Annotated in this window: 20 protein-coding genes and 1 rRNA gene; 13 read left to right on the top strand and 8 right to left on the bottom strand. The window is 44.0% G+C overall.

The annotated features are described in order from the left end of the window. The 4 genes from rrf to FTV13_RS05765 form a co-directional block, all read left to right on the top strand. Positions 1 to 102, top strand: a 5S ribosomal RNA gene (gene rrf, locus FTV13_RS05750); the annotation flags it as partial. Positions 103 to 249: 147 nt separating this feature from the next. Further along, positions 250 to 1,464, top strand: a complete 1,215-nt coding sequence (locus FTV13_RS05755) for an MFS transporter (RefSeq protein WP_180011306.1) — start codon at positions 250 to 252, stop codon at positions 1,462 to 1,464. A 143-nt stretch (positions 1,465 to 1,607) separates the two neighbouring features. Then, complete coding sequence (locus FTV13_RS05760; RefSeq protein WP_180011370.1) at positions 1,608 to 3,998, top strand: YgiQ family radical SAM protein; 2,391 nt, start codon at positions 1,608 to 1,610, stop codon at positions 3,996 to 3,998. A gap of 398 nt (positions 3,999 to 4,396) precedes the next feature. Further along, positions 4,397 to 4,945, top strand: coding sequence for a DUF2726 domain-containing protein (locus tag FTV13_RS05765; RefSeq protein WP_166136543.1), 549 nt, complete (start codon positions 4,397 to 4,399; stop codon positions 4,943 to 4,945). Between the two features lie 80 nt (positions 4,946 to 5,025). On the opposite strand, the gene FTV13_RS05770 is transcribed toward FTV13_RS05765, so the two are convergent. The 5 genes from FTV13_RS05770 to mdtD all read right to left on the bottom strand — a co-directional run bounded on the left by FTV13_RS05770 (position 5,026) and on the right by mdtD (position 10,331). Next, positions 5,026 to 5,382 (bottom strand): RidA family protein, encoded by a 357-nt coding sequence (locus tag FTV13_RS05770; protein WP_005233436.1) that lies wholly within the window; start codon positions 5,380 to 5,382, stop codon positions 5,026 to 5,028. 4 nt (positions 5,383 to 5,386) lie between these two features. Continuing rightward, entirely contained in the window at positions 5,387 to 6,682 is a 1,296-nt protein-coding gene (gene shiA, locus FTV13_RS05775) for a shikimate transporter (RefSeq protein WP_179992224.1), read from the bottom strand. A gap of 222 nt (positions 6,683 to 6,904) precedes the next feature. Beyond that, positions 6,905 to 7,960: a DNA polymerase IV gene (gene dinB, locus FTV13_RS05780; protein ID WP_180011308.1), complete on the bottom strand. Its 1,056-nt coding sequence runs from the start codon at positions 7,958 to 7,960 to the stop codon at positions 6,905 to 6,907. Between the two features lie 143 nt (positions 7,961 to 8,103). Continuing rightward, positions 8,104 to 8,889 (bottom strand): GH25 family lysozyme, encoded by a 786-nt coding sequence (locus tag FTV13_RS05785; protein ID WP_180011310.1) that lies wholly within the window; start codon positions 8,887 to 8,889, stop codon positions 8,104 to 8,106. A gap of 50 nt (positions 8,890 to 8,939) precedes the next feature. Further along, a complete protein-coding gene (gene mdtD / locus FTV13_RS05790) occupies positions 8,940 to 10,331 on the bottom strand; it encodes a multidrug transporter subunit MdtD (protein ID WP_179992221.1) in 1,392 nt (463 codons plus the stop codon). Between the two features lie 352 nt (positions 10,332 to 10,683). Between mdtD and FTV13_RS05795 the strand changes: the two genes are divergently transcribed. Continuing rightward, positions 10,684 to 11,649 carry a hypothetical protein gene (locus tag FTV13_RS05795; RefSeq protein WP_159123941.1) on the top strand — a complete coding sequence of 322 codons (966 nt, stop codon included), beginning with the start codon at positions 10,684 to 10,686 and terminating at the stop codon, positions 11,647 to 11,649. 89 nt (positions 11,650 to 11,738) lie between these two features. Here FTV13_RS05795 and FTV13_RS05800 read toward each other — a convergent pair whose 3' ends face one another. Beyond that, positions 11,739 to 12,359 carry a TIGR00730 family Rossman fold protein gene (locus FTV13_RS05800; protein ID WP_034703864.1) on the bottom strand — a complete coding sequence of 207 codons (621 nt, stop codon included), beginning with the start codon at positions 12,357 to 12,359 and terminating at the stop codon, positions 11,739 to 11,741. Between the two features lie 323 nt (positions 12,360 to 12,682). Here FTV13_RS05800 and FTV13_RS05805 point away from each other — a divergent pair, with 323 nt between their 5' ends. From FTV13_RS05805 to FTV13_RS05830, 6 genes are all read left to right on the top strand, one after another. Beyond that, positions 12,683 to 14,263 (top strand): TerC family protein, encoded by a 1,581-nt coding sequence (locus FTV13_RS05805; protein WP_159123942.1) that lies wholly within the window; start codon positions 12,683 to 12,685, stop codon positions 14,261 to 14,263. Positions 14,264 to 14,338: 75 nt separating this feature from the next. Then, a complete protein-coding gene (locus tag FTV13_RS05810) occupies positions 14,339 to 14,803 on the top strand; it encodes a YchJ family protein (RefSeq protein WP_180011312.1) in 465 nt (154 codons plus the stop codon). Positions 14,804 to 14,864: 61 nt separating this feature from the next. After that, complete coding sequence (locus FTV13_RS05815) at positions 14,865 to 15,509, top strand: trimeric intracellular cation channel family protein (protein WP_034169794.1); 645 nt, start codon at positions 14,865 to 14,867, stop codon at positions 15,507 to 15,509. Between the two features lie 131 nt (positions 15,510 to 15,640). Further along, the gene (locus FTV13_RS05820; protein WP_180011313.1) at positions 15,641 to 16,960 is read left to right on the top strand and encodes an MFS transporter; all 1,320 of its coding nucleotides are present in this window, start codon (positions 15,641 to 15,643) and stop codon (positions 16,958 to 16,960) included. Between the two features lie 163 nt (positions 16,961 to 17,123). Further along, complete coding sequence (parC, locus tag FTV13_RS05825) at positions 17,124 to 19,343, top strand: DNA topoisomerase IV subunit A (RefSeq protein WP_180011315.1); 2,220 nt, start codon at positions 17,124 to 17,126, stop codon at positions 19,341 to 19,343. A 150-nt stretch (positions 19,344 to 19,493) separates the two neighbouring features. Further along, positions 19,494 to 21,170, top strand: a complete 1,677-nt coding sequence (locus FTV13_RS05830; RefSeq protein WP_180011317.1) for a long-chain-fatty-acid--CoA ligase — start codon at positions 19,494 to 19,496, stop codon at positions 21,168 to 21,170. 35 nt (positions 21,171 to 21,205) lie between these two features. On the opposite strand, the gene FTV13_RS05835 is transcribed toward FTV13_RS05830, so the two are convergent. Next, positions 21,206 to 21,592 (bottom strand): hypothetical protein, encoded by a 387-nt coding sequence (locus FTV13_RS05835; RefSeq protein WP_034703874.1) that lies wholly within the window; start codon positions 21,590 to 21,592, stop codon positions 21,206 to 21,208. A gap of 100 nt (positions 21,593 to 21,692) precedes the next feature. Here FTV13_RS05835 and FTV13_RS05840 point away from each other — a divergent pair, with 100 nt between their 5' ends. Next, positions 21,693 to 22,091 carry an MAPEG family protein gene (locus FTV13_RS05840; RefSeq protein WP_004787362.1) on the top strand — a complete coding sequence of 133 codons (399 nt, stop codon included), beginning with the start codon at positions 21,693 to 21,695 and terminating at the stop codon, positions 22,089 to 22,091. A 120-nt stretch (positions 22,092 to 22,211) separates the two neighbouring features. Beyond that, positions 22,212 to 22,748 (top strand): inorganic diphosphatase, encoded by a 537-nt coding sequence (ppa, locus tag FTV13_RS05845; protein WP_005233448.1) that lies wholly within the window; start codon positions 22,212 to 22,214, stop codon positions 22,746 to 22,748. A gap of 101 nt (positions 22,749 to 22,849) precedes the next feature. Here the strand turns inward: ppa and FTV13_RS05850 are convergent, their stop codons facing one another. Next, positions 22,850 to 24,202, bottom strand: a complete 1,353-nt coding sequence (locus tag FTV13_RS05850) for an OprD family outer membrane porin (RefSeq protein WP_180011319.1) — start codon at positions 24,200 to 24,202, stop codon at positions 22,850 to 22,852. Positions 24,203 to 24,851: the final 649 nt, after the last annotated feature.

Consider the following 24,851-nt stretch of genomic DNA (forward strand, 5'->3'; position numbering starts at 1 on the left):
GCAAGAGTGAACCACCTGATCCCTTCCCGAACTCAGAAGTGAAACCTCTTAGCGCTGATGGTAGTGTGGGGTCTCCCATGTGAGAGTAAGTCATCGCCAGCTCATTATTCCAAAAGCCCTCTGCTCATGCAGGGGGCTTTTTTTATGCCTGGAATTTAAGAAAATTAATTATTCGATGGTTATTTAAACTGAATCATCACATAAAAGGCGAATTGAGAAGAGTATACTGAGCAGGTTCATGGAGCGGATATGTCCTCAAATTCATCTTCAAGCCATATCGCATATGGTTCATCTGCTTTTAAAGCTATTTTATTCTCCTTATTTCTGGCGGGTTTCGCGATTTTTTCATCGCTGTATTGTGTCCAACCGATGATGCCGATTCTGGCGGATTATTTTCATATCTCTCCAACACAAAGCAGTTTTCCACTTTCCTTCTCTACCATTGCCTTGGCTATTGGCTTGATCTTTACTGGTCTGATTTCAGACCGTTTTGGCCGTAAGCCGATAATGGTCTGGTCGTTATTTTCAGTTTCAGTCTTACTGTTACTCAGTGCTTTACTGCCAATCTGGTCGATATTTCTAGCCACACGAGTACTGATTGGTTTAACGGTCAGTGGTGTGGCAGCCGTGGCGATGACTTATATTGGAGAGGAAGTGGTAGAGCAGGATGTGGGCTTTGCCATGGGGCTGTATATTTCCGGAACTGCGATTGGGGGCATGAGCGGACGGTTGATCGCAGGGACATTGGTCGATTTTATTTCTTGGCAATCTGCGACTCTGATCATTGGGTTACTGAACCTATGTATCGCTATAACCTTCTATTATCTATTACCTAAGTCCAGACACTTTCAGGCTTATCCAATTCAATTCAGCCGTTTTATCAGAGCATTTCAGCAGAATCTGAGTGATCCTAAATTAAGAATTCTGTTTTTACAGGGCTTTATCCTGATGGGGGGATTTGTCTCGGTATTTAACTATCTGAGTTATCGTTTGATTCAAGCGCCATTTGAATTGTCTCATGTCTGGATTGGTCTGATTTCGATTACTTATCTGGCCGGAATTTATAGCTCGCCACGAGCCGCAGCTTGGAGCAGGAAGTTTGGACGTTATAGGGTACTTGCTGCCATGCTTTGTACCATGCTGTTTGGCTTAGCCTTAATGTTGATTAATAACTTGGCTTTAGTCTTTATTGGTTTGCTGATTTTTACCTTTTCCTTTTTTGCGGCTCATTCAACTGCCAGTAGCTGGGTATCGGTGCAATCCTTACAGTATCGTGCGGTAGGTTCGTCCCTTTATTTGTTCTGTTACTACCTGGGTTCAAGCTTACTTGGAAGTTCGAGTGGACTGGTCTGGGAAAATTCCGGATGGTTAGGACTAAGTGTATTTATCGCTATTATTTTAGGATTAGGCTTGCTGATGGCACAGCGTTTAAAACCTATAAATGATTCTTCAAAATCAGGATGAGTATATATTCCTAATAAAGGTCTTAAAGCTGTTTTTGTATAAATTATAATCAAGCAACCTAAGCCGAATTCATGCTAAAATACTCGGCTTTCATCTTTGATCACTTTTCTGATCTTCCATCTGCCAGCCGAGAATTGCTAGCCATGTCTACTGCTTATACCGCTCAGACTGCGCCTAAAGCGTTGTTTGATTACGACAAATATTGGGCGTCATGTTTTGAACCCGCGCCTTTTTTGCCGATGTCACGCGAGGAAATGGACCAACTCGGTTGGGACAGTTGTGACTTTATTTTTGTCTGCGGTGATGCCTATATTGACCACCCGTCATTTGTGACCGGGATCATTGGACGTGTGCTCGAAGCACAAGGTTTCCGCGTGGGGATTATTGCCCAGCCGGACTGGACTAATGTAGAAGCCTTCCGTGTACTCGGTAAGCCGAATATTGCCTGGGGCGTTTCTGCCGGTAATATGGACTCGATGATTAACCGTTATACGGCGGATCGTAAGATTCGTTCAGATGATGCTTATTCTCCAGATAACCAGCCGAATAAACGTCCAGACCGCGCAGCAACCGTCTATTGCCAACGTTGTCGTGAAGCTTTCCCGGATGTGCCGGTATTACTCGGTGGTATTGAAGGTTCATTACGTCGTATCGCACATTATGACTACTGGTCAGATAAAGTCCGTCGTTCGATCTTAATGGATTCTAAAGCGGACTTGTTGATGTACGGTAATGGCGAACGCTCGATCATTGAAATCATGCATCGCCTGGCTAAGGGTGAAAAGATTCATCAGATTACTGATGTTCGTGGTACCGCATTCATTATCAATAAACATAACCGTGCTGCGAAAGCCCAGTTTGTGGAAATCGCATCCAATGATGTCGATACCATTGGCCGTGTCGATCCGATCATCAACCCCTATGTGATGAGCGAAGATATTGATGGCTGTGAAATTGAAAAAGATAAAGGCAACAGCTTAAGCCAATACCAGAATTTCCAGAAAGAAGTCGTAGCCAATCCAATCGTGCGTGAAGGGGACAATTTAGATCCAGATACGCAAATTGTGCAGCTACAACCAGCTTCTAAAGCAATTAAACATAAATTACCACCACGTGAACTGGCAGTGATTCGTTTGCCTTCTTTTGAAGAAGTGGCGAATGACCCTGTGCTGTATGCGCATGCCAACCGTATTCTGCATCTGGAAACTAATCCAGGGAACGCGCGTGCTTTGGTACAAAAACATGGCGAACGTGATGTGTGGATCAATCCACCACCGATTCCATTAACTACCGAAGAAATGGATTATGTGTTCGACCTGCCTTATGCACGTCTGCCGCATCCATCCTATGGTAATGCACGCTTTCCGGCCTTTGACATGATCAAGTTCTCAGTGAACATTATGCGTGGCTGTTTCGGTGGCTGTACTTTCTGTTCGATCACCGAGCATGAAGGCCGTATTATTCAGAACCGTTCTGAAGAATCGATTTTACGTGAAGTGGAAAAGATTCGTGATACTGCACCGGGCTTTACTGGAATTATCTCGGATTTAGGTGGCCCAACAGCCAACATGTACCGTTTGGCATGTAAAGATCCTGAGATTGAGAAGAACTGTCGTAAACCATCTTGTGTATTCCCAGGTGTATGTCAAAATTTACATACTGACCATGCACCGTTGACTCAGTTGTATCGTAAGGCACGTGCTTTACCGGGTATTAAAAAGATTCTGATTGGCTCAGGTCTGCGTTATGACCTTGCCGTATTGAACCCGGAATATGTCAGAGAGCTGGTCACCCATCATGTGGGTGGTTATCTGAAGATTGCACCAGAGCATACCGAGAAAGGTCCATTATCCAAGATGATGAAACCGGGGATCGGGACGTATGACCGCTTCAAGCAGATGTTTGACCGTTTCAGTAAAGAAGCCGGTAAGGAACAGTATCTGATTCCTTATTTCATCGCGGCGCATCCGGGTACCACCGATTACGACATGATGAATTTGGCTATCTGGTTGAAAAAGAATGGCTTCCGTGCCGATCAGGTACAAACCTTCTATCCATCACCAATGGCCACTGCAACCACCATGTACTACACCGGTAAAAACCCGCTGGCGAAAGTCGCGCGTTATACTGAAGATGTGGACATCGTGAAAGGTGAGAAACGTCGTCGTCTGCATAAAGCCTTCTTGCGTTATCATGATCCAAACAACTGGCCTTTATTGCGTGAAGCTTTAAAGGAAATGGGGCGTCAGGATCTGATTGGTAACTCGAAACAGCATCTGATTCCAACCTATCAACCTGCTGGTACAGATGGGCAATACCAGTCTGCACGTAAGAAGAATTCGACTGTAGCGGGTGATTCACAGAAACGTACTGCTAACCCAGGTAATCGTGGTCAGGCTCAAAATAACCGTCCGAAAAAAGGCCAGATTCTGACCCAGCATACTGGTCTGCCACCGCGTGAAACGGGTGATGCGAAAAAGCCATTCGGCGGCCCTAAACCTAAAGCAAAATCAAAGCCAAAATCACGTGCTTGATTAAGCTGATAAAAAAGACACTTCGGGTGTCTTTTTTATGTTCAGACTTTATTGATGCGGCTTTCAGGTTCTCAATTAAAATGTAAAATATTTTATTTTTAGTCGATTTAAATTTTTGAAAAATGATATAAAAATAACACTTTGTCGGAATTGTCTTACAGTTCAACCGATTTATATTGCGATCTATCAGGAGACTATTTTACAGTCGCATATAAGGATTTAACCCTAATTTCTATTGAAATAGCAAAAAGCGGTTTTTAAGTAACTGGCAATCAAGTTTTGCTAAGAATTGTATTGGTCTCTACACAGAATGGTAGCAGGGCAATTTTAAAAATAGTATGGGTTTATACTGGATAACAATAAAACAAGAATGATTATAAGAATGCAAGGATTGAGTCATGACCACCTATATGATTATAGGGAGTTTCTTGGTGTTCTGTGTCGTGCTCATGGCATGGAAGCAGCTAAGGAATAGCCCAAAACCACAAGACAGCGCCTTAAAACAGCGCGCTATTTTTAATCCAAATGAACAACTGACGTTTACACGCCTGAAAGAAGTATTGCCTGATTATATTGTACTGGCCCATGTTTCTTATGATGCACTACTTACCACCAAATTTGGTCGTACCCGGCACAAGTATCGTGATCTGATTGCAGATTTTGTGATTCTGGATCAGCAATATCAGATTGTTGCCATTGTAGCCGTCGATGATCCGGTGATTTTAAAACGTCCACAGCAGGCGCAATTTCAGGATGCCTTGTTGACTATGGCCGGTTATCGGGTCATTCGCTATGAAGATGTACCGGAATATTATCAGTTACGAGGAGATTTCCTGCGTGAGCAGGAGCATTCCAGTAAAGACCAGAGATTTACCGCTGTGAATGATCTCAAAAAATATCATCTCTATTCAGATCTGGAACGACGTAAAGTCAAAGCATTAAACTGATAGAACCTAAACGAAAAAAGTATGCCAAGTGCATACTTTTTTCTATTTTAGATGAGTAGCAATTAGGCCTGAATAGAAGTCTATTCAGGTTTGACGGCTACGACAGTCAGTTCCACTAACACGCGTGGATCATACAGTTTAGCTTCGACACAGGTGCGGGGTAGGGCTTGAATATCCGATACCCAGGCATCCCAGACTTCATTAAACGCTGCATAATCTTTTTCAATATCTTTGAGATAAATCGTCACAGACATGATCTGGCTTTTATCGGTACCGGCATCCGCCAGGAACTGATCGATAATATCCAGTGTCTGCTGGGTTTGACCTTTGATATCCAGATCCAGATCTGTCGCCAGCTGGCCGGCAAGATGAACCAGATTGCCGGCAATGGCGATCTCAGAAAAGCGTTGTGAAACATGCAAACGTTGAACAGACATCAGCTTAATCCTTGGTTTTTGGCATCAAGGCTGCGACTAATGCAGTCAATAGGCAGCCTATCGCAAGATAGATGGCTACATAATGCCATGAACCATCACCCCAAATCACTAAGGAGGCTGCAATCATTGGGGTAAAACCACCACCAATAATACTGGCGACCTGATAACCGACTCCGGCACCGCTATAGCGATATTCCGTACCAAATAGCGAGGTAAAAATCGGTTGATGCACGCTGACCACCATGTCATGCGCGACATTGGCCAGTAGAATGGCGCCAACAATAATCATCCAGGTATTTTGTGCATCCAGTGCCATAAAAAACGGAAAGGCAGACAGTGCACCGATCAGACCACCCCAGACGCACATGGTTTTATGCTGGATTTTATCCGATAGCCAGGCAAAGAAAGGAATACTGAAACAGCTGATCGCACCGACCATCAGGGTGATATTCAGGAAGAACTGTTTGTCCATGCCCAGATTATTGGTGGAATAGTTTAGGGCAAAGTTGGTGACCAGATACATGGTCAGCAGTTCGGTCAAACGTAAGGCAATAATATAAAAGAAAGCTTTAGGATGTTTGCTGATGGCCTGCAAGATTGGCAGTTTTTCTGGATGATGATCTGCCTTAATCACTTTCTCTACGAATTCTTGAGATTCATCCTGATCACGGCGAATCCACATCGCAATCCCGATCAGCACGATACTGGCAATAAACGGAATGCGCCAAGCCCATTCAGCAAAAGCCTCCTCACCCAGTGTGGCAATAATAACGGATACCGCACCCGTTGCCAGTACCAGACCTACGCCATAGCCGACCTGAACACCACTGCTATAAAAGGCTTTTTTGCCTTTAGGGGCATTTTCCACCGCCATCAGGGCAGCACCACCCCATTCACCACCGACTGCAAAGCCTTGAATGGCACGCAGGGTCACCAGTAAAACCGGTGCCCACCAGCCAATGGCTTCGAAATTAGGTAAAAAACCAATCCCGACGGTGGAAATCCCCATCAGGACCACAGTCAGAACCAGCATTTTCTTGCGACCGAGCTTGTCGCCGAAATGACCAAATACCACACCGCCTAGAGGACGAAACAGGAAGCCTACCCCAAAGGTGGCTAAAGCCGCCAAGGTACCCATATTGGCACCAATGCTTGGGAAAAACTGGTCTTTAAAAATTAAGGCCGCAACAATGCCGTAAAGGAGAAAATCATACCAATCGACAACAGCACCAACAAAACTGGATAACGCCGCTTTACGCGCGCGTCGTTCTTGAATAACAGAAGAATTTACAGAGGACATGCAGGGAGGGATTCCATGAGATACATCAGAGTTGCCCTGTAATATTCGGATTTGATCGTCACGTCAATCACAGGACAGTATGCTGAAAGTAAAGGTGATTTTCAGCATCTCAGCACATACATGGATAATGCATTGCGCAGATAGAGTACTCCAAAAATTCAAAATGTAAAAACAAAGTTGCCGTATTTTTAAACTAACGTCTAATACTTGTACAAAATAGGCCTAAAGCAGCAGCAATTGCGTTTCTGTTTCACGTGCAGCGAGCTGATAGACGCCAAGCCCAATCAGCCGAAACTGCAGTTGAGGAGTAATATGCATCTCTTGAAGCAATAAGTGTAAAGCCTGCTCCAGTTCTTGCGGGCTACGCAGCAGCTGGCTGAAGCTTTTACTATGCTGCATGGTCTGAAAATTTTTCATTCTCAGTTTTACAGTAACCCCGCGGGCAGAGAGCTGTTTTTTTTCCAGACTCTGCCAGAGCTGGGCAATTAATGGCTGCCAGTAAGGCTGGCATTGCGGTAAATACAGATCATCATCGAAAGTCGTTTCCTTGGAAATCTGTTGGCGTTCCCGTTCAGCTTCGACTGGCCGATCATCAATGCCTTGAGCATAGAGAAACAGGCGCCGTCCATATTTGCCAAAATGCTGAATCAGGATCGCTTCTTCAATCTGCTGTAAATCTCCCAAGGTTTCCAGATTCAGACTTTTTAGTTTTTCTTGGGTGACTTTGCCCACACCGGGAATTTTCTTCAGTGGAAGATCCTGAATAAAACGCTGCACCTGTGAAGGTTTGATGACACAGATTCCATTCGGCTTATGCCAGTCAGAGGCGATTTTAGCGAGAAATTTATTCGGCGCCACGCCAGCAGAAGCGGTTAGTCCAGTAGTTTGAAAAATATCTTCACGAATGCGCATTGCAACTTCAGTGGCACTCGGAATTTGCTGCAAATTTTCGGTGACATCCAGATAAGCTTCATCTAGTGAAAGCGGTTCGATGACCTTGGTATAAGTTTGAAAAATTTGGTGAATCTGCGCAGAGACCTGACGGTATTTGGCAAAATCCGGTTCAATCACGATGACCTGAGGGCAGAGCTTACGTGCTTGAGTCATCGGCATGGCAGAACGCAGTCCGAACTCACGGGCCGGATAGGAGGCAGCCGCCACTACTGCCCGGGGATGATGTGAGGCAATCACCACAGGCAAAGTTTTCAGCTCCGGACGTTCACGCAGCTCGACCGAGGCGTAGAAGGCATCCATATCGATATGAATAATTTTGCGCATATCCAGTATCTTAAGTGGCTTTAGCTGGATTGGGAAGAGACCGGATTGACAAGTAAACAGGCTAAAGCATTATTCAATACGAAGCATATCCTGCCTAGATGACTCAATATCTATTTCATGGTTGAATCAGGAAGAAATTGGGTTTATTTCTTGGCCGGAGGTTTGGACTGATCCTGGGTGGGAATACTGTTCTGCTGTAAAAATTTGATCCAGTCCTGCTCTGAGCCATAAAACACGTTGAGATCCACAGTACGGGCAATGCCAGGAATTTCACCTTGACTGGTATGTTGCCAGAAGGTCCATTTAGGCTGACCCTTTAAATCTGGTAAACCTTGGTACTCACGTACCCAGAGCGGTACGTCAGTAAACTCTCCCGCCAGCACGATGTTATAAAAAGATTTCGACACATAGAAGATCGGCTGCTTGCCATAATGGTGTTTTAAGGCATCATGCATGATCCGGATTTCCTTGAGCAGCTGCTCTTTGGAGTAGTGATTAATGCACTTGCTGTCATATTCCAGATCCATTACGGGTGGCAGGGCATCCATTTTACGCGGAACAGACTCTATAAAATTCTGAGCCTGAATACTACCATCACGGCAAAGCCGGTAAAAATGATAAGCACCGACCAGAAAGCCCTGTTCGCGGGCCTGCAGCCAGTATTCCTGAAACTTGGTATCTTTAAAATCACCACCTTCTGTGGATTTTAAATAGACAAATTTATATTTCTGTTTCGGGATTTTCTTCCAGTCTATTTCTTTCTGATGATGGGAAACATCAAAACCATGAATCGAATAATCTGCTGCATGCGCTGATGGCTGTTTGAAAACCAGCAGATAAAGCACAGTGGTTACCACAAGCGTAATCAGCAGCCCGACTGCAATCACTGAGTATTTTTTCCAGTTGCTAGAAGTAGGAGCTGCTTTCATGTGCACGGTGGCCTAATCTAGAGATATTCATATCGAGTTTATATTCTGCCCTAGACTGGCGTGTTTTTGGGGATATGCCAGAAAATATAGGCAGCAATAATATTAATACAGCCCAGACAGAGCAGCGAAACGTGGAAGGCATTGTCCAGTTGTTCAGGGCCGAAGTAGGCACTAAACATATTCACTAGCGTACCTGCCAGTGCCACCCCGATACTCATTGACAGCATCATGATCATCGACAGGAAACTGTTGCCACTGCTGGCATCCTGCTGGCTTAAATCTTTTAAAGTCAGTGTATTCATTGAGACAAATTGCAGCGAATTCAGAATCCCGAACACAAAGAAATGAATGGCTCTTAGCCAGATAGGGGTTTCCGCCGTAGTCAAGGCAAAACTGGCAATACATAGACCGACCAGCAAGGTGTTGATCAACAAGACTCTACGATAACCAAAACGTTGAATGATTTTGCGGATAATCGGTTTAGATGCTAAAGAACCGAGTACGGTTGGAATCATCAGTAAACCGGTAATAAAAGGTTCAAAACCAAAAGCGACCTGCAACATTAAAGGCAATAAAAACGGAATCGAGTTACCGCCGAGCCGGGCAAAGAAATTACCCAGAATGCCAATCGAATAGATCTTATTTTTAAATAATTTACTGCGAAATAGTGCATTCAGATGAGTATGCGAATGGTAGGCGTAGATGAGTGAGGCAATCAGACCACTTCCGACCAGACTTAAGCTCCACCATAGTGGATATTGTGGATTGGCAAAGTTTTCAATCCCTAGACACAAGCCGATCATTGCGATGACCAGTAGAATAAAACCGCCAAAATCAAAACGCTGTACCGTCGGTTCGGTAATATTGGGCATAGCTTTAAAGGTAATCAATGCACCCAGCAGACCAATCGGCAGATTGATCAGGAAAATCCAGTGCCAGGACAGGTATTCCACCATCCAGCCACCTAAGGTTGGACCGATTAAAGGACCCATTAGTCCGGCCAGACTCATCAGACTCATAGCGGATAGAAACTGGGTACGAGGAATAATTTTCAGCATGGCCAGTCGTCCGACTGGAAGCAGCAAAGCACCTCCAATGCCCTGAAATACCCGATAAACCAGTAGTTCATTCAGATTCTCAGACCAGGCACAGCCGAGTGAGGCCAGAGCAAAAATAATGATCGCTGCAAAATAGATATTCCGAACCCCAAAGCGATCTGCCAGCCAGCCACTTAAGGGAATGCAGGCTGCCACAGAAAGCACATAGGCCACCACCACACTATGCATCCGTAACGGATCTTCCTGCAGGTTACTGGCAATCGCAGGCAAGGCGGTATTGATAATCGTGGTATCCAGGCCTTGCATGAAAAAGCCAATCGATACCAGCAAGACCAGCAGTCTGAATTCAGGTTGTAGGGATTGATGCGTAGGAGTGACATTCATGGATTTAAAAAATCATCTATTTTGAATAGTTTAAAGAAATCTATGCAGCAGTGTGACTGAAATAAAAACGATTGTGAATAGGAGTCGTGTAGACAAAATGCTAATGAATTCACAGCCTGATTTCAGTTATTGAAGAGGAAAGGGTAAAAGATATATTTCTATACTGCGAACCTCTCAAATTGATACAGATTCATAAATACGTCATTTTTGGAACACTTCAAGCTTCTTTTTAAGGAGCAGGCTACAAAAAATATGACGGAAATGTCATGAAAATGAAATAAAACCGTCATAATCTGGGGCAAACTTCCAGAACTGCTGTACTGGGAACTGTTTAGTAAAAGGTTTTGTACTTATGACCATCGAGATTCTGATGGTAGTTGGCTTCTGTCTGGCCGCCTATTCCATCGTGGGGAATGATGTTCCGCAAACATTAGGAACATTTATTTCATCGAACTCACATCGCCCATGGTGGGTACTCTGGATTTACATCAGTACTATTCTGGTTGTGGTGTTAATGTATGGCTGGTTTGCTTCTGGGGTAGGGGATGCCTCTTATGGACGTCTGGAAACCATTCCTTTCCCTGAAGATGGGGTCACCTGGCTATATGTGGTACCGCCTCTTTTACTGATTATTTTGACTAAATATGGCATTCCGGTCAGTACTACTTTCTTGGTGCTCACGATCTTCTCCCCGAGCAGTCTGGGTTCCATGCTGACCAAGTCTATGATGGGTTACGCCGTCGCTTTCTTTGTGGCGATTGTGATCTATCGTCTGGTCATGAAAAAACTCGCGGTCTATTTCAGTGAAACCCGTGATCAGCAACATTCTCCGATGTGGATGGCCTTGCAATGGCTATCTACGGCATTTCTGTGGAGCCAGTGGCTGATCCAGGATCTGGCCAATATCTTTGTTTATGTGCCACGTCAGGTGCCGTTTGAGTTCCTGATCTTTGCAATTTCTGTCTTTGTCATCCTGCTGGGCATGATTCTTTACCAGCGTGGTGGAGCTATCCAGAATATTGTTGATACCAAGACCGGGGTGACGGATGTCCGTTCTGCTACGATTATCGACTTTATCTATGCGCTGATTCTGCTGGTGTTCAAAGAGTGGAGTAACATCCCGATGAGTACCACTTGGGTATTCTTGGGGTTACTGGCTGGTCGTGAATTTGCGATTTCGATGCTGGTGACCGAAGTCAACAAGCACCGTACTTCACGGAATGTCAGCAAAGACGCGATGAAACTGATGTTTGGTCTAGCCATTAGTGTGTTTCTGGCGACGACTTTGCCTTGGTTCTATCACACGATTTCCGGTTAATGGCTTTGCATGTATAAATGAAAAAAGCGAGCATCAAGCTCGCTTTTTTATGGCTTTAAATCATTGCTATTTAAAGCAGACAAGAAAATTTAAACGACGAAACGTTGCGGAGCATCCAGATTCAGCAAGGTGGTATAAATCTGATCTGCATGTTCACAGATAATCAGTTTAGCCCGATGTTGGGGTGGCAAGAAGCCTTCCTGCACGGCAAGATCAAGCTGGGCAATCAGTGGATTATAAAAACCATTGACGTTATACAGCATCATCGGTTTTTGATGCTGGTTCAGCTGACCCCAGGTTGCAATTTCCAGAATTTCTTCAAAGGTTCCTAAACCACCCGGCAAGGCGACAAAGGCACAGGCCCGGTCTGCCATCATGGCCTTACGTTGATGCATGCTGGTGACAATATGCAGTTCTGTGAGTTGAGGATGGGCAATCTCATAATCCAGCATAAATTCCGGAATCACGCCCACCGCTTCACCACCATGCTGAATCATGGTGTCTGCCACCTGGCCCATCAGACCAATACTGGCGCCGCCATAGACCAGACCAAAACCATGTTCGGCCAGACCTTGTGACAGTTGAATCGCTTTTTCCAGATAAATCGGTTTGTTGCCGGCACGAGAGCCACAATATAAAGCTACTAGCGGGCGTGTTGTTTTTGGGGAGTTATCATTAAAATAATCGGTCATTTCCATTACACTTTGCATTTATTTTTTTCACCTTATCATTTTTTTATCTACTTACTATAACTTAGTTAACAAATATGACAATTCCATGAGCAGACCTCATTTTAGGACAAAATCTTTCATTCAAATTCATCCATAATCCCGGATGAAAACAGGTGAATTTCATGCTGTTCTTGATATACTGAAAGTCTGTCTTACTACAATAGAACTCACATGGGTAGTCGAAGTTGGCGCTTTAATTCAGTAAAACGTCACATTATCAAGTCTTTAATTCAAGTCGGGTATCAACCTGTATCTCATCATGCAAATACTTGCTTTTCTCCTCGGTTAGAGGAGCAGATGCAATGATTTTTGAATGGATGTCAGATCCCTCTGCCTGGATTGGCTTACTCACACTGATTGTTCTTGAAATTGTACTCGGGATCGATAACCTGGTCTTTATTGCAATTCTGGCGGAAAAGCTTCCACCCGAACAGCGTAATGCAGCGCGTATTACCGGTCTGGGCTTGGCGCTGTTAATGCGACTGGTGTTGCTGGCATCGATTGCCTGGGTCGTAACGCTTACTGAACCGCTATTCCATATCTTTGAGCATCCATTTTCAGGACGCGACCTGATCTTATTATTCGGTGGTGTATTCCTGCTGTTTAAAGGCACTATGGAGCTGCATGAGCGTCTGGAAGCCAAACCTGTGACCAAGGAAGAAAATCCGGTTCAGGCGGTGTTCTGGATGGTGATTGTGCAGATCGTGGTACTGGACGCCGTGTTCTCGCTCGACAGCGTGATTACTGCGGTTGGTATGGTCAAAGATCTGTCTGTGATGATGATCGCGGTGATTATTGCGGTCGGTATCATGTTGTGGGCCTCTAAAGCCCTCATGGATTTCGTCAACAAGCACCCGACAGTAGTGATTCTCTGTCTGGGCTTCCTGATGATGATTGGTTTCTCGCTGGTGGTTGAAGGCTTCGGTTTCCATATTCCAAAAGGCTATCTGTATGCCGCGATTGGTTTCTCGGTGATTGTCGAGTTCATTAACCAGACCATGAAACGCAATCAGGAAAAAATGGTGACGACAACTGATATGCGTTACCGTACTGCGTCTGCCGTAATGCGTATGCTGGGCGGTAAACCGGCTCAGGACAATGATTCTTCTGAACCGGAAGATGTACTGGCGACTCGTGCCTTTGCTGATGAAGTCTTTGATGACGACGAAAGTGGAGTCTACCATAGCGTTATGGTGCAGGGCGTACTTGGCCTGTCAGAACGTCCGGTGAAATCGGTGATGACACCACGTCCTGAACTGGAATGGATTGATCTGGAAAATGATCATGCCAGTATCAAAGAGCAGTTATTGCATATGAGCCATTCACGCCTGATTGTGGCGCGTGGTGAACTGGACAATATTGCTGGGGTCGTGCTAACCCATAAAGTCCTGAATGAATACATCGAAACAGGTATTTTGGACTTCGAAAAACATCTGCGTGAACCTGTGATTGTGCATGAAAATGCTCAGGTCTTGATGGTGATGGATCAGCTACGTCAGGCACCGCTACAAATGGCACTGGTATTGAATGAATATGGTTCAATTGAAGGGGTGGCGACACCGATTGATGTGCTGGAAGCGATTGCCGGTGAATTCCCGGATGAAGACCAGCTAGAAGCAGCTGTAGAAAGCCTGGAAGATGGCAGCCTGATTCTGGATGGTTCGACCGATATTCGCCACGTGTCACTGCTTCTGGATCGTGATCTGGTCAATGAAACGGAAGAATATTCGACATTGTCGGGTTATATTCTGTTCCATCTGGGGCGCTTGCCAGAAAATGGCGAAAAGCTCGAAGCAGATGATTATATCTTTGAGGTGGTCACGATGGACGGCCACAAGATTGATAAGGTGCATATCATTGCCCCAGCGAACCGGAAAGACTAGTTCAGCGCCCGAAGGACGAAGCTAAAAGTTTGCTAAAATAGCCCGCACTGTCGGGCTATTTTTTATGGAATTGAAATGTCAGAAGCATGTCCATGTGGACGAGGTGAATACGCAAGCTGTTGCCAGCCACTACATCAGGGCCAGCAATTGGCTCAAAACGCCGAGCAATTAATGCGCTCGCGGTATAGTGCCTTTGCCAAGCATGAAATTGATTATATCCAGCAGACTACTGCCCGTGGACAGCAGCAGGCTTTGGACATGCCAGCCATTGCTGAATGGAGTAGAACCAATCAATGGCTGAAGTTGGAAATCGTGCAGGCCAATGAAAAGCTGGACAAGACCCATGCGCTGGTCGAGTTCAAAGCACATTATCACGATGGCAAGCAGGCCCAGATTCATCATGAAATTTCACATTTTGTAAAGTTCGAGAATCGCTGGTACTTTCTAGATCCAACGACAGATCAACAGCTTACAATGAAACAGCCGTGCATCTGTGGCTCCGAGAAAAAATTTAAGCAATGTTGTGCGCATTTTTTATAATTTTCACATAGATTTAGCTTAGAATAGCCGCCATCTCATAGCCTCAGGTGGAAGCAGGGCGATGTTACTGACCGTCATCTATATTATTGCAATTACCGCTGAAGCCATGACCGGAGCCTTGTCTGCCGGTCGGCGTAGTATGGACTGGTTTGGGGTCACGATTATTGCCTGTGTTACGGCGCTTGGTGGTGGTTCGGTACGTGATGTACTACTTGGCCATTATCCTTTGACCTGGGTCAAACACCCGGAATATCTGGTGCTGACTTGCTGTGCCGCCTTTGTCACCATCCTGATTGCCAAATGGATGCGCCATTTACGCAATATCTTCCTGGTACTGGATGCCTTGGGCCTGATTGGCTTTACCATCATTGGCTGCCAGATTGCGCTGGAAATGGGACATGGTTTTGTAGTCAGTGCGGTCGCCGGGGTTCTGACCGGAGTATCGGGCGGTATTTTACGTGACATTTTATGTAATGATGTGCCTTTAGTCTTCCGCCGTGAACTGTATGCCAGTATTTCCTTTGTTGCAGTCATCTTCTATTGGCTCTGCAGCAATTTCGGTCTATCACTCGAACTAACCATTATTTCCACCCTGATTTTTGGCTTTAGTTTGCGTCTGATTGCGATCTATTTCGGGCTGGAAATGCCGAAGTTTATCTATAAGGATGATGACGAACAGTCTGCTTCATCCAAAGACGAATCTTGATATGAATTATGGTAACTGTGGGAGGGAAAACTTCCCGCAGGCGTACGTATTCGTAGTATAAAAAAATAAAAAATCAAACCTCCTGTTGGGACAGCAGCATCTCCCGTTTCACCTGATCAGAGATTTTTGTTATGGATTTAGTTTCTCGGATACAGCGCTTGCCGATCGGCAAGTTCCACTACACTCTTTTATGGGTGATTGGTCTTGGCTGGATGTTTGATGCCATGGATACGGGATTGATTTCCTTTATTCTGGCGAAAATGGCTGAAGACTGGCAGATGACCGCTGACCAGAAAAGCTGGGTGGTTTCGATCGGTTTTATCGGTATGGCGATTGGGGCAATTTTCTCAGGTGGACTGGCAGATCGCTGGGGACGTAAAACGGTATTTGCCAGTACGCTGGTGGTTTATAGTCTGGCAACCGCTGCCTGTGCCTTTGCACCTAATCTGACCTGGTTACTGGTATTTCGTTTTATTGTCGGTTTGGGATTGGGTGGTCAGTTGCCAGTTGCGGTGACACTGGTCAGTGAATATATCCCGGCACGGGTACGTGGTCGTTTCATTGTGCTGTTGGAAAGTTTCTGGGGCTTGGGCTGGCTGGTGGCTGCGTTGGTTTCGCGTTTTGTGATTCCTGATTTTGGTTGGCAAGCTGCATTCATGATTGGCGGAATACCGGCACTGTATGCGCTTGTGATCTGGAAACTGGTGCCTGAGTCGGTGCCGTATCTGATCAATCGTGGCCGGGTAGATGAAGCACAGGCTCTGGTTAAAAAGATTGAGCGCAAATGCGGCGTCGAAGTCATGGAAATCTTTGAAGTTAAACCCGTGGCTGCCAAGCAGAATATCTCGTTTACCCAGCTCTGGAGTGGTATTTTTGCCCGCCGCACCTTGATGCTGTGGCTGATCTGGTTTGGAATCGTTTTCTCCTACTATGGTATTTTTACCTGGTTACCAAGCCTTCTGGTCAAGGAAGGCTATACCATCGTACAGTCCTTTGAATATGTCCTTGTTATGATTCTGGCGCAATTGCCAGGCTATATTGCGGCAGCATGGCTAGTCGAAAAACTCGGTCGTAAGGCGACTCTGGCTGGATTTATCGGCATGTGTGCGATTTCAGCCTATTTCTTTGGCCAGTCCGGTAGTGTCACTGAAATTGTGATCTGGGGCTGTCTGATGTCCTTCTTTAATCTGGGAGCATGGGGTGTTCTCTATACTTATACCCCAGAACAGTATCCAACCAATATTCGTGCTTTCGGCTCAGGCTGGGCGGGTGCAATTGGCCGTATTGGCGGGATTGCTGCACCTTTTGCCGTAACCCATTTGATGGGGATGCCAAACGGTTTCAGTTATGTCTTTACCATGTTTACTGCGGTACTGATTGCAGTGGCTGTGGTCATTTTAGTCCTGGGTGAAGAGACCAAAGGCAAGACGCTAGAATCCATGGGTTTATAAGGTTGGTGATTTTTTAGTTGCTCAGCTGCTATAAAGTGGATATTTTTAGCCCATAAGACACGATTTGTCGCGCTGTGTAGTTTACTGCCCTTGTGCAGCACACAGCTGCGTCTTAGCATAAGAAACATTGATACAAAAACGAATTTTAGGATTATAGGTTGTTATGACAAGCCTTGCGCATCATGCGACAGAAAACCGTTCCGTAGCCGAATTTACCGAACAAGCTTATTTAAATTATGCCATGTACGTGATTATGGATCGTGCATTGCCACATATCAGTGACGGTTTGAAACCGGTACAGCGCCGTATTGTCTATGCCATGAGTGAACTGGGTCTGAAATGGACCAGCAAACCGAAAAAATCGGCACGTACTGTGGGGGATGTACTGGGTAAATACCATCCGCATGGTGACTCGGCCTGTTATGAAGCCATGGTCCTGATGGCGCAGCCATTCAGTTATCGCTATCCGTTTATTGAAGGACAGGGCAACTGGGGTTCACCAGATGATCCTAAATCTTTCGCGGCGATGCGTTATACTGAAGCCAAACTGTCGCAATATAGCGAACTGCTTTTATCCGAACTAGGACAGGGTACCTGTGACTGGCAGGATAACTTTGATGGTTCGATGAAAGAACCGATTAACTTACCGGCACGTGTTCCGAATATCCTGTTAAATGGTACCACCGGGATTGCTGTGGGGATGGCGACTGATATTCCACCGCACAACTTGCGCGAAGTGGTAAAAGGTACTATCGCTCTGATCCGTAATCCGAACCTGACCGATGCTAAAATGGCAGAATACATTCCGGGACCGGATTTACCGACCAAAGCGGAAATCATTACGCCACCATCAGAGCTGCTTAAAATCCAGACGACAGGTCGTGGCAGCTATCGCATGCGTGCGGTATACACTATTGATAAAAATGAAATTGTGATTACCGAATTGCCATATCAGGTATCAGGTTCAAAAATCATCAGCCAGATTGCAGATCAAATGCAGGCGAAAAAACTGCCATTGGTCACTGATGTTCGTGATGAATCGGATCATGAGAATCCAACACGTTTAGTGGTGGTATTGCGTTCGAACCGTATTGATGCTGAAGCGGTAATGAGCCATCTGTTCGCGACTACAGATCTCGAATCTAGCTATCGCGTCAATATGAACATGATTGGCGCGGATGGCCGTCCACAGGTGAAATCGATTCGTCGTATTCTGCTGGAATGGATCGAAATCCGAAAAACCACCGTCACTCGCCGTCTGCAATATCATCTGAACAAGATCGAAAAACGCCTGCATATTCTCGGCGGTTTGATCATTGCCTACTTGAATATTGATGAAGTAATTCGGATTATTCGTGAGGAAGATCAGCCTAAACCAGTGTTGATGGAACGTTTTGGCATTGATGAGATTCAGGCCGAAGCTATTTTAGAACTCAAACTGCGTCATCTGGCCAAGCTCGAAGAAATGGAACTGCGCCGCGAACAGGAAGAGCTGGAAGCTAAGGCTGCCGTGATTCGTGAGCAGCTGGCTAATCCTGAGTCTTTAAAAACCTTGATCATCAATGAACTAAAAGAAGATGCAAAGAAATTTGGGGATGATCGCCGTTCTCCAATCGTACAACGTGCCGAAGCCGCTGCAATTGATGAAACTGAAATGCTGCCAGCGGATCCGGTTACAGTGGTATTGTCTGAAGCGGGCTGGATTCGCTGTGCCAAAGGGCATGAAGTGGATGCTGAAAATCTGAATTTCCGTGCGGGCGATCAATACCTTAGTCATGCCCAAGGTAAGTCTAATCAACGCGTCTATGTATTAGATGATAGTGGCCGTAGCTATGGCTTGCCAATCAATAGCCTGCCATCGGCACGAGGACTCGGTGAACCGTTGAGTTCAAAACTTTCTCCGGCAAGTGGAGTTGGTTTCAAGCAGGTATTGGTGGCTGAAGATGATGCAGAAATCCTGGCAGTCAGCAGCAAAGGTTATGGATTTAAAACCCAAGCCAAGCAGTTGGATACCAATGCCAAAGCTGGTAAGGCTTTCCTGAATCTATCTGAAGGTGCACAGGTCATGAACCTGCAACCACTGGAAGATGCAACTCATGTTGCACTACTCAGTTCAGCTGGCCGTCTGCTGGTTGTTGATCTGTCGGAATTACCTGTACTTAATAAAGGTAAAGGTAATAAATTGATACAACTTGAAGATAAAGATCAAATTTTATCCATGACAATATTGAAACTTGATGAAATAATTCAAGTGCTTGCAGGACAGCAACAATTAAAACTCAAAGGGGATGACCTGCAAAAATATATTGGGAAACGAGGCTCTAAAGGAACCCTGTTACCACGTGGATATCAAAAAGCAAATAAACTGTTGATTCAAAGATAATACTAGCATCCATGAATCGAAATACGTTATATATGAGTAACGATTCGACAAATGGATGCAATGTTGCACATATACAAGTCTAAAAAATGACGTGCAGCATTGAAAAAAACAGTTGAACTACTAAGGATTATGATTGGAGAGATTGGCATTATGGAAAAAATTTGGTTCGCTGAATACCAAAAAACAGGGATTCCAGAAACTGTAGAATTACCAGCAGAAAATACGTCTCTGGTTGATATTTTTGAACGCAATTTCCAAAAATTTGGCTCACGTGATGCCTTTATCTTTATGGATAAGACTTTAACGTTCAATGAGTTGGAAGAAGCTAGTCGTAAATTCGCAGCATATTTACAAAGTTTGGGTCTGGCAAAAGGCACACGTGTTGCCGTAATGATGCCAAACGTTCTTCAGTATCCGGTCGTAGCATTGGGGGTGTTCCGCGCTGGTTTAGTACTGGTGAATGTAAATCCACTGTATACATCACGTGAGCTTGAGCATCAGTTAAAAGATTCTGGCGCTGAAGTTCTGGTCATTATTGAGAACTTTGCCAGCGTTTATCAGTCAATTATTGGCAAAACGCCTGTGAAACACGTGGTTGTTGCTTCTGTGGGTGACATGCTGGGTGCTTTAAAAGGTACTTTGGTGAACTTTGTATTGCGTTCAGTACGTAAGCAGATTCCGGCATGGGATATTCCAGGTCACATCAAGTTCAATGCTGCATTAAACAAAGTAAATCCAAGCAACTATAAACGCCCTGAATTGACTTTAAGTGATACTGCTGTACTTCAGTATACAGGTGGTACTACTGGTGTTTCTAAAGGTGCTGAACTGACCCATCGTAACCTGGTTGCTAACCTGTTGCAGTGTGACGGTATCTTCCAGAGCAAATTCGGTGCGCAAGATGGCCAGCCAGATGACCGTATTTTCTGTGCTTTACCGCTTTATCACATCTTTGCTTTCATGGTCTGTGCACTTTACGGCATGTATAAAGGTCAGGCGAACGTTCTGATTCCTAACCCGCGTGACCTGCCTGCGGTGATGAAAGAATTACGTAAATACCAGCCAACATTCTTCCCTGCTGTGAACACACTGTTTAATGCGCTTGTAAACAATGAAGAATTCAAGCAACTGGATCATAGCCGTTTAAAAATGGCGATGGGCGGTGGTATGGCGGTTTTGCCTTCTACTGCAGAAGCTTGGAAGAAAATTACCGGCACTAATATCATTGAAGGTTATGGCCTGTCTGAAACTTCTCCAGTGGCAACTGCAAACCCACCAGCATCTGAAGAATTCAGCGGTACGATTGGTATTCCGTTGCCTTCAACTGAAGTTGCTATTCTGGATGATGACGGTAATGAAGTTGCACTCGGTGAGCAGGGTGAAATCTCAATCCGTGGTCCTCAGGTGATGAAAGGCTATTGGAACCGTCCGGATGAAACCGATAAAGTGATGGTGAATGGCTTCTTCCGTACCGGTGATATCGGTGTAATGGATTCACGTGGTTATATCAAAATCGTTGACCGTAAGAAAGACATGATTCTGGTCTCTGGCTTCAACGTTTATCCTTCTGAAATTGAAGAAGTTGTTGCGAAACATCCAAAAGTTCTGGAAGTGGCTGCAATTGGTGTACCAGATGAAAAATCAGGTGAAGTGCCAAAACTGTTCGTTGTGAAGAAAGATCCTTCATTGACGACTGAAGAAGTTCTGGCATTTGCGAAAGAAAATCTGACCGGTTATAAACGTCCACGTTATGTTGAATTTATGGATGAATTACCAAAATCTAACGTAGGCAAAATCCTGCGTAAAGACCTACGTAAGACTGCATAAATCTTGCAATAAAAAAGCGCCTAAGGGCGCTTTTTTTAATTCTCTTTTTTCATTAGCCAGCGGTCGAAGTAAGGACGTCCTACACCGATCACACCCAAAAAAATAAACATGGTACCAAACTGGCGGTTAAATCCTCTCAAATTAAAACTGCCATAACTGAGAATATTATCTATCAAGCAATAAATGATGATCGCGACTACCCAGTGCCAGATCGGCATGCGTTTGATGCCCACGGCATAGAAGGCAATCCATAAGATGGCAAAGGTAAAGAGGGGAGACCAGATATTCATATTGGCACAAATGACCGCTATCAGAAATGCAACAATCGGCAATACGATTTTTAATACGCGATCCACTTGACGTTGATGCTGGCGCTGTTTCTCGAGGACATCGAACATTTCATTTTGATCAGGGCTGACCATAGTGAATCCTTAATCATTTATAAAAACACTCTATTTAACAAAATTTATTCACGAAACGCCATGCTATGATAGACATAAAAATTCTCAAGAGAAAAATCAGATGCATAGCATTAGTGGGGTTATCTATCTCATTTTGGCAGCTTGTCTTTTACCCTATGTTTTTACCTTGATTGCGAAAAAATCGGCAGGGTTTCGTGCAAAAGACAATCAGAATCCGCGGGCATTTTTAGAAAAGTCTACAGGCTTGGCCAGTCGTGCCAATGCCGCCCAGCAAAATAGCTTTGAAAGCTTACCGCTCTTTATCGCCTCGATTCTGATGGCAGAATATATGGTCGTGTCGCAAAGTCTGGTGATGACCTTTGGGATTGCCTATCTGGTTTTTCGGGTCATCTATGGGATCTGTTATCTGGCGAACTGGTCGACCTTACGTTCAATTGTCTGGCTGTTATCCTTATTATGTCCAATAACCTTACTGCTGTTAATTATCAAAATCTCTTAAGCCAAAAATAAAGCAGGTCGAGATATTTACAGTTCGATATTTTAAAATCAAAAAAAATCTGTAAAAACCGTTATAATTATCGCGGTTTTTAAAAGATATAACTTGTTAAAGAGTGATGCTATGAGCTACAGCAATATCCCAGCGGGTAAAGATGCGCCAAACGACATCTATGTCATTATCGAAATTCCTGCAAATGCAGCACCAATCAAATATGAAATCGATAAAGATTCTGATGCATTATTTGTAGACCGTTTCATGGGTACAGCAATGTTCTACCCAGCAAACTATGGTTATGTACCAAATACACTTTCTCTAGATGGCGACCCTCTAGACGTATTGGTAGTAACTCCACACCCAGTAGAGCCAGGTTCAGTCATTCGTTGCCGTCCTGTCGGTAAACTGAACATGGAAGATGACGGTGGTGTTGATGCGAAACTGGTTGCAGTTCCACACGACAAACTGACTCCGATCTACAAAGATGTTCAAGAATATACTGATCTTCCTCCATTACTGATCAGCCAAATCGAACACTTCTTCCAGCATTACAAAGACTTGGAACCAGGCAAATGGGTTAAGTTAAGTGGTTGGGAAGGTGCTGATGTTGCGAAACAAGAAGTACTCAGCTCAATTGCAGCTTATGCAGAAGCAAATAAATAATTCATTTGCTTTTCAGTTTGAGTCTTTAGCTTTTTAAAGCTTAAACAAAAAAAACCTGCACAATGTGCAGGTTTTTTATTATGGTTTGAAATTCGGGTGAATTAGAATAATTTCACAGGAATGTCTAACCAAATACGCCATTCGTTGGTGTCACCAATGTAGTTAGATTGGTAATCATTGCTTGCACGGTAGTAAGAGTGACGTAAACGCAAGCTTGCATCTTTAGCAAAACCAGATTGAACAGTGTATTTCACTTGGTTAAAGAATTCACGTTCATGAGCATCGCTAGTCGCTAACACTGAACGATCGCCTTCAGGGTCTGCTGGTACATCAATATCCCAACCATATACAAATGCTGAAGTCCAAGATAGACCAGGAACATTTACAGCACCGAAGTCAAATGTGTATTGAAGTTGTGCTGATTTTTCATTATTGCCAATGAAGTCAGACAGGTATGAGTTTGGTAGATAAATCGTTTGATGACCATCACCTACACCGCGACCCAAACCATAGTCATAGCCTGTGTTACCAGTATTCTGTTGGTAAGCCACCATGACATTGTGCGGACCAGTATTGTAAGTGGTAGAAATAGCCCAAATATTGTTGCTTAAGTTACTTAAGTCATTTGTGGTATGAGAATAAGTATATGCACCACCGTCAGCTTTTTTATCCCACTCAGTATGATAGCCACTAAAATCGTGAGTTAAAGTGCCGCCATTGGCTACTGCATAGCTATAGTTCGCATTCACATAATGACGGTCTAAACGGTCTTTAATATCTGTACCATAGTAAGAAGCGTTTAGAGCATCACTAAATTTATATTTCGCGCCCCAAACAACAGCACGATCAAGCTCGTTACCATCAGAGTCGATTTGGTCTGAATATTGGTTTTTAGTAAATTTACCAGCTGTTAATGACAGGTTATCAATTTCATTGCTAGTCACTAATACGCCTTCAAAGTATTCAGGAACGAGACGTGCAGTATTTGATGCCAATACAGGAAGATCTAAAACTTGGGTACCATATACAGCAGTGGTATTAGATACACGAGCTTTCACATAAGCGCCGCCACGAGCCCAATGATCATAAGTATCGCCAGCACCTTTAACGTACTCACCTTTAGCATTGAAACCGTTTTCACGAGGAATCATGCCATTACCGGCATTTTTGTTGTTTCCTAGTTTGAAAGAAGCATCACCGATGATCCCGGCACCAAAGCCGACTACACCTTGAGTAAAGCCAGAATCCAGTTTCACAATTGCAGTCTGTGCAGCTGAACTTGTATCTGCTACGCCATTTTTCTTATCACGAGATAAATAACCAGTACGGAAAAGTACAGATCCTTCTGCGTCTTCTACAAAACCTTTAGACTCACTCTGCTCGCTAGCAAAAGCGGTTGAGATCAATGCAGCCTGAATCAAAACTGCCAATGTTAATTTTTTTGTGTTTTGCATTGGGAGAGAGCCTTATACAAATTGATGGAAATTTTTAGGAATTGTATAAGATTCGCTGAATAAATGTCATTTTTATTTACGATATTCCACTAAAGTCGATGGATTTTTTTTAATCTAAAGTGAATAATGGTAAGAGATCTAACAGTCTAAATCCTGACCATATAGTAAAAAAACAAATAAAAACAAAGATATTTTTTAAATATAAATTCTCTGAAGGGTATGACTCATGAGTGCATCAATAATATTTAAAATTAAAATTCTTAGAATGAAAAAGTTGAGTGTTCAAAATCTTCATTTTCTGTATCAGACTCTTCATTAATAATTTCTTAAAAGTGAGAATTGATTATAAATTATTGAATTTTAATATATAAATATTTAATTTAAATATTTATAAATCCAAAAATGCGCATAGATTTCTGAATAATAAAAAGTCATTCCATGAGCATCACTTTTTCTTGCTTAGCACTATTTTGAACTTTTTAATCCAGAAATTTTCTGAGTTTGAGCAAGAATCGAAAACTCGAATAGAGCAATGTGTTTCTTTACTTTTTATTTCTGCACCTTTTTTTAGCACAAAATTTAATCAAAGCGAAAATAGACTCAAAATGGCGCAACTTGTAAATGATTATGTATAAGACCGAAAAAAGAA

The organism is Acinetobacter sp. YH12235, assembly GCF_013417705.1.
In the GTDB taxonomy this organism is placed as follows: domain Bacteria; phylum Pseudomonadota; class Gammaproteobacteria; order Pseudomonadales; family Moraxellaceae; genus Acinetobacter.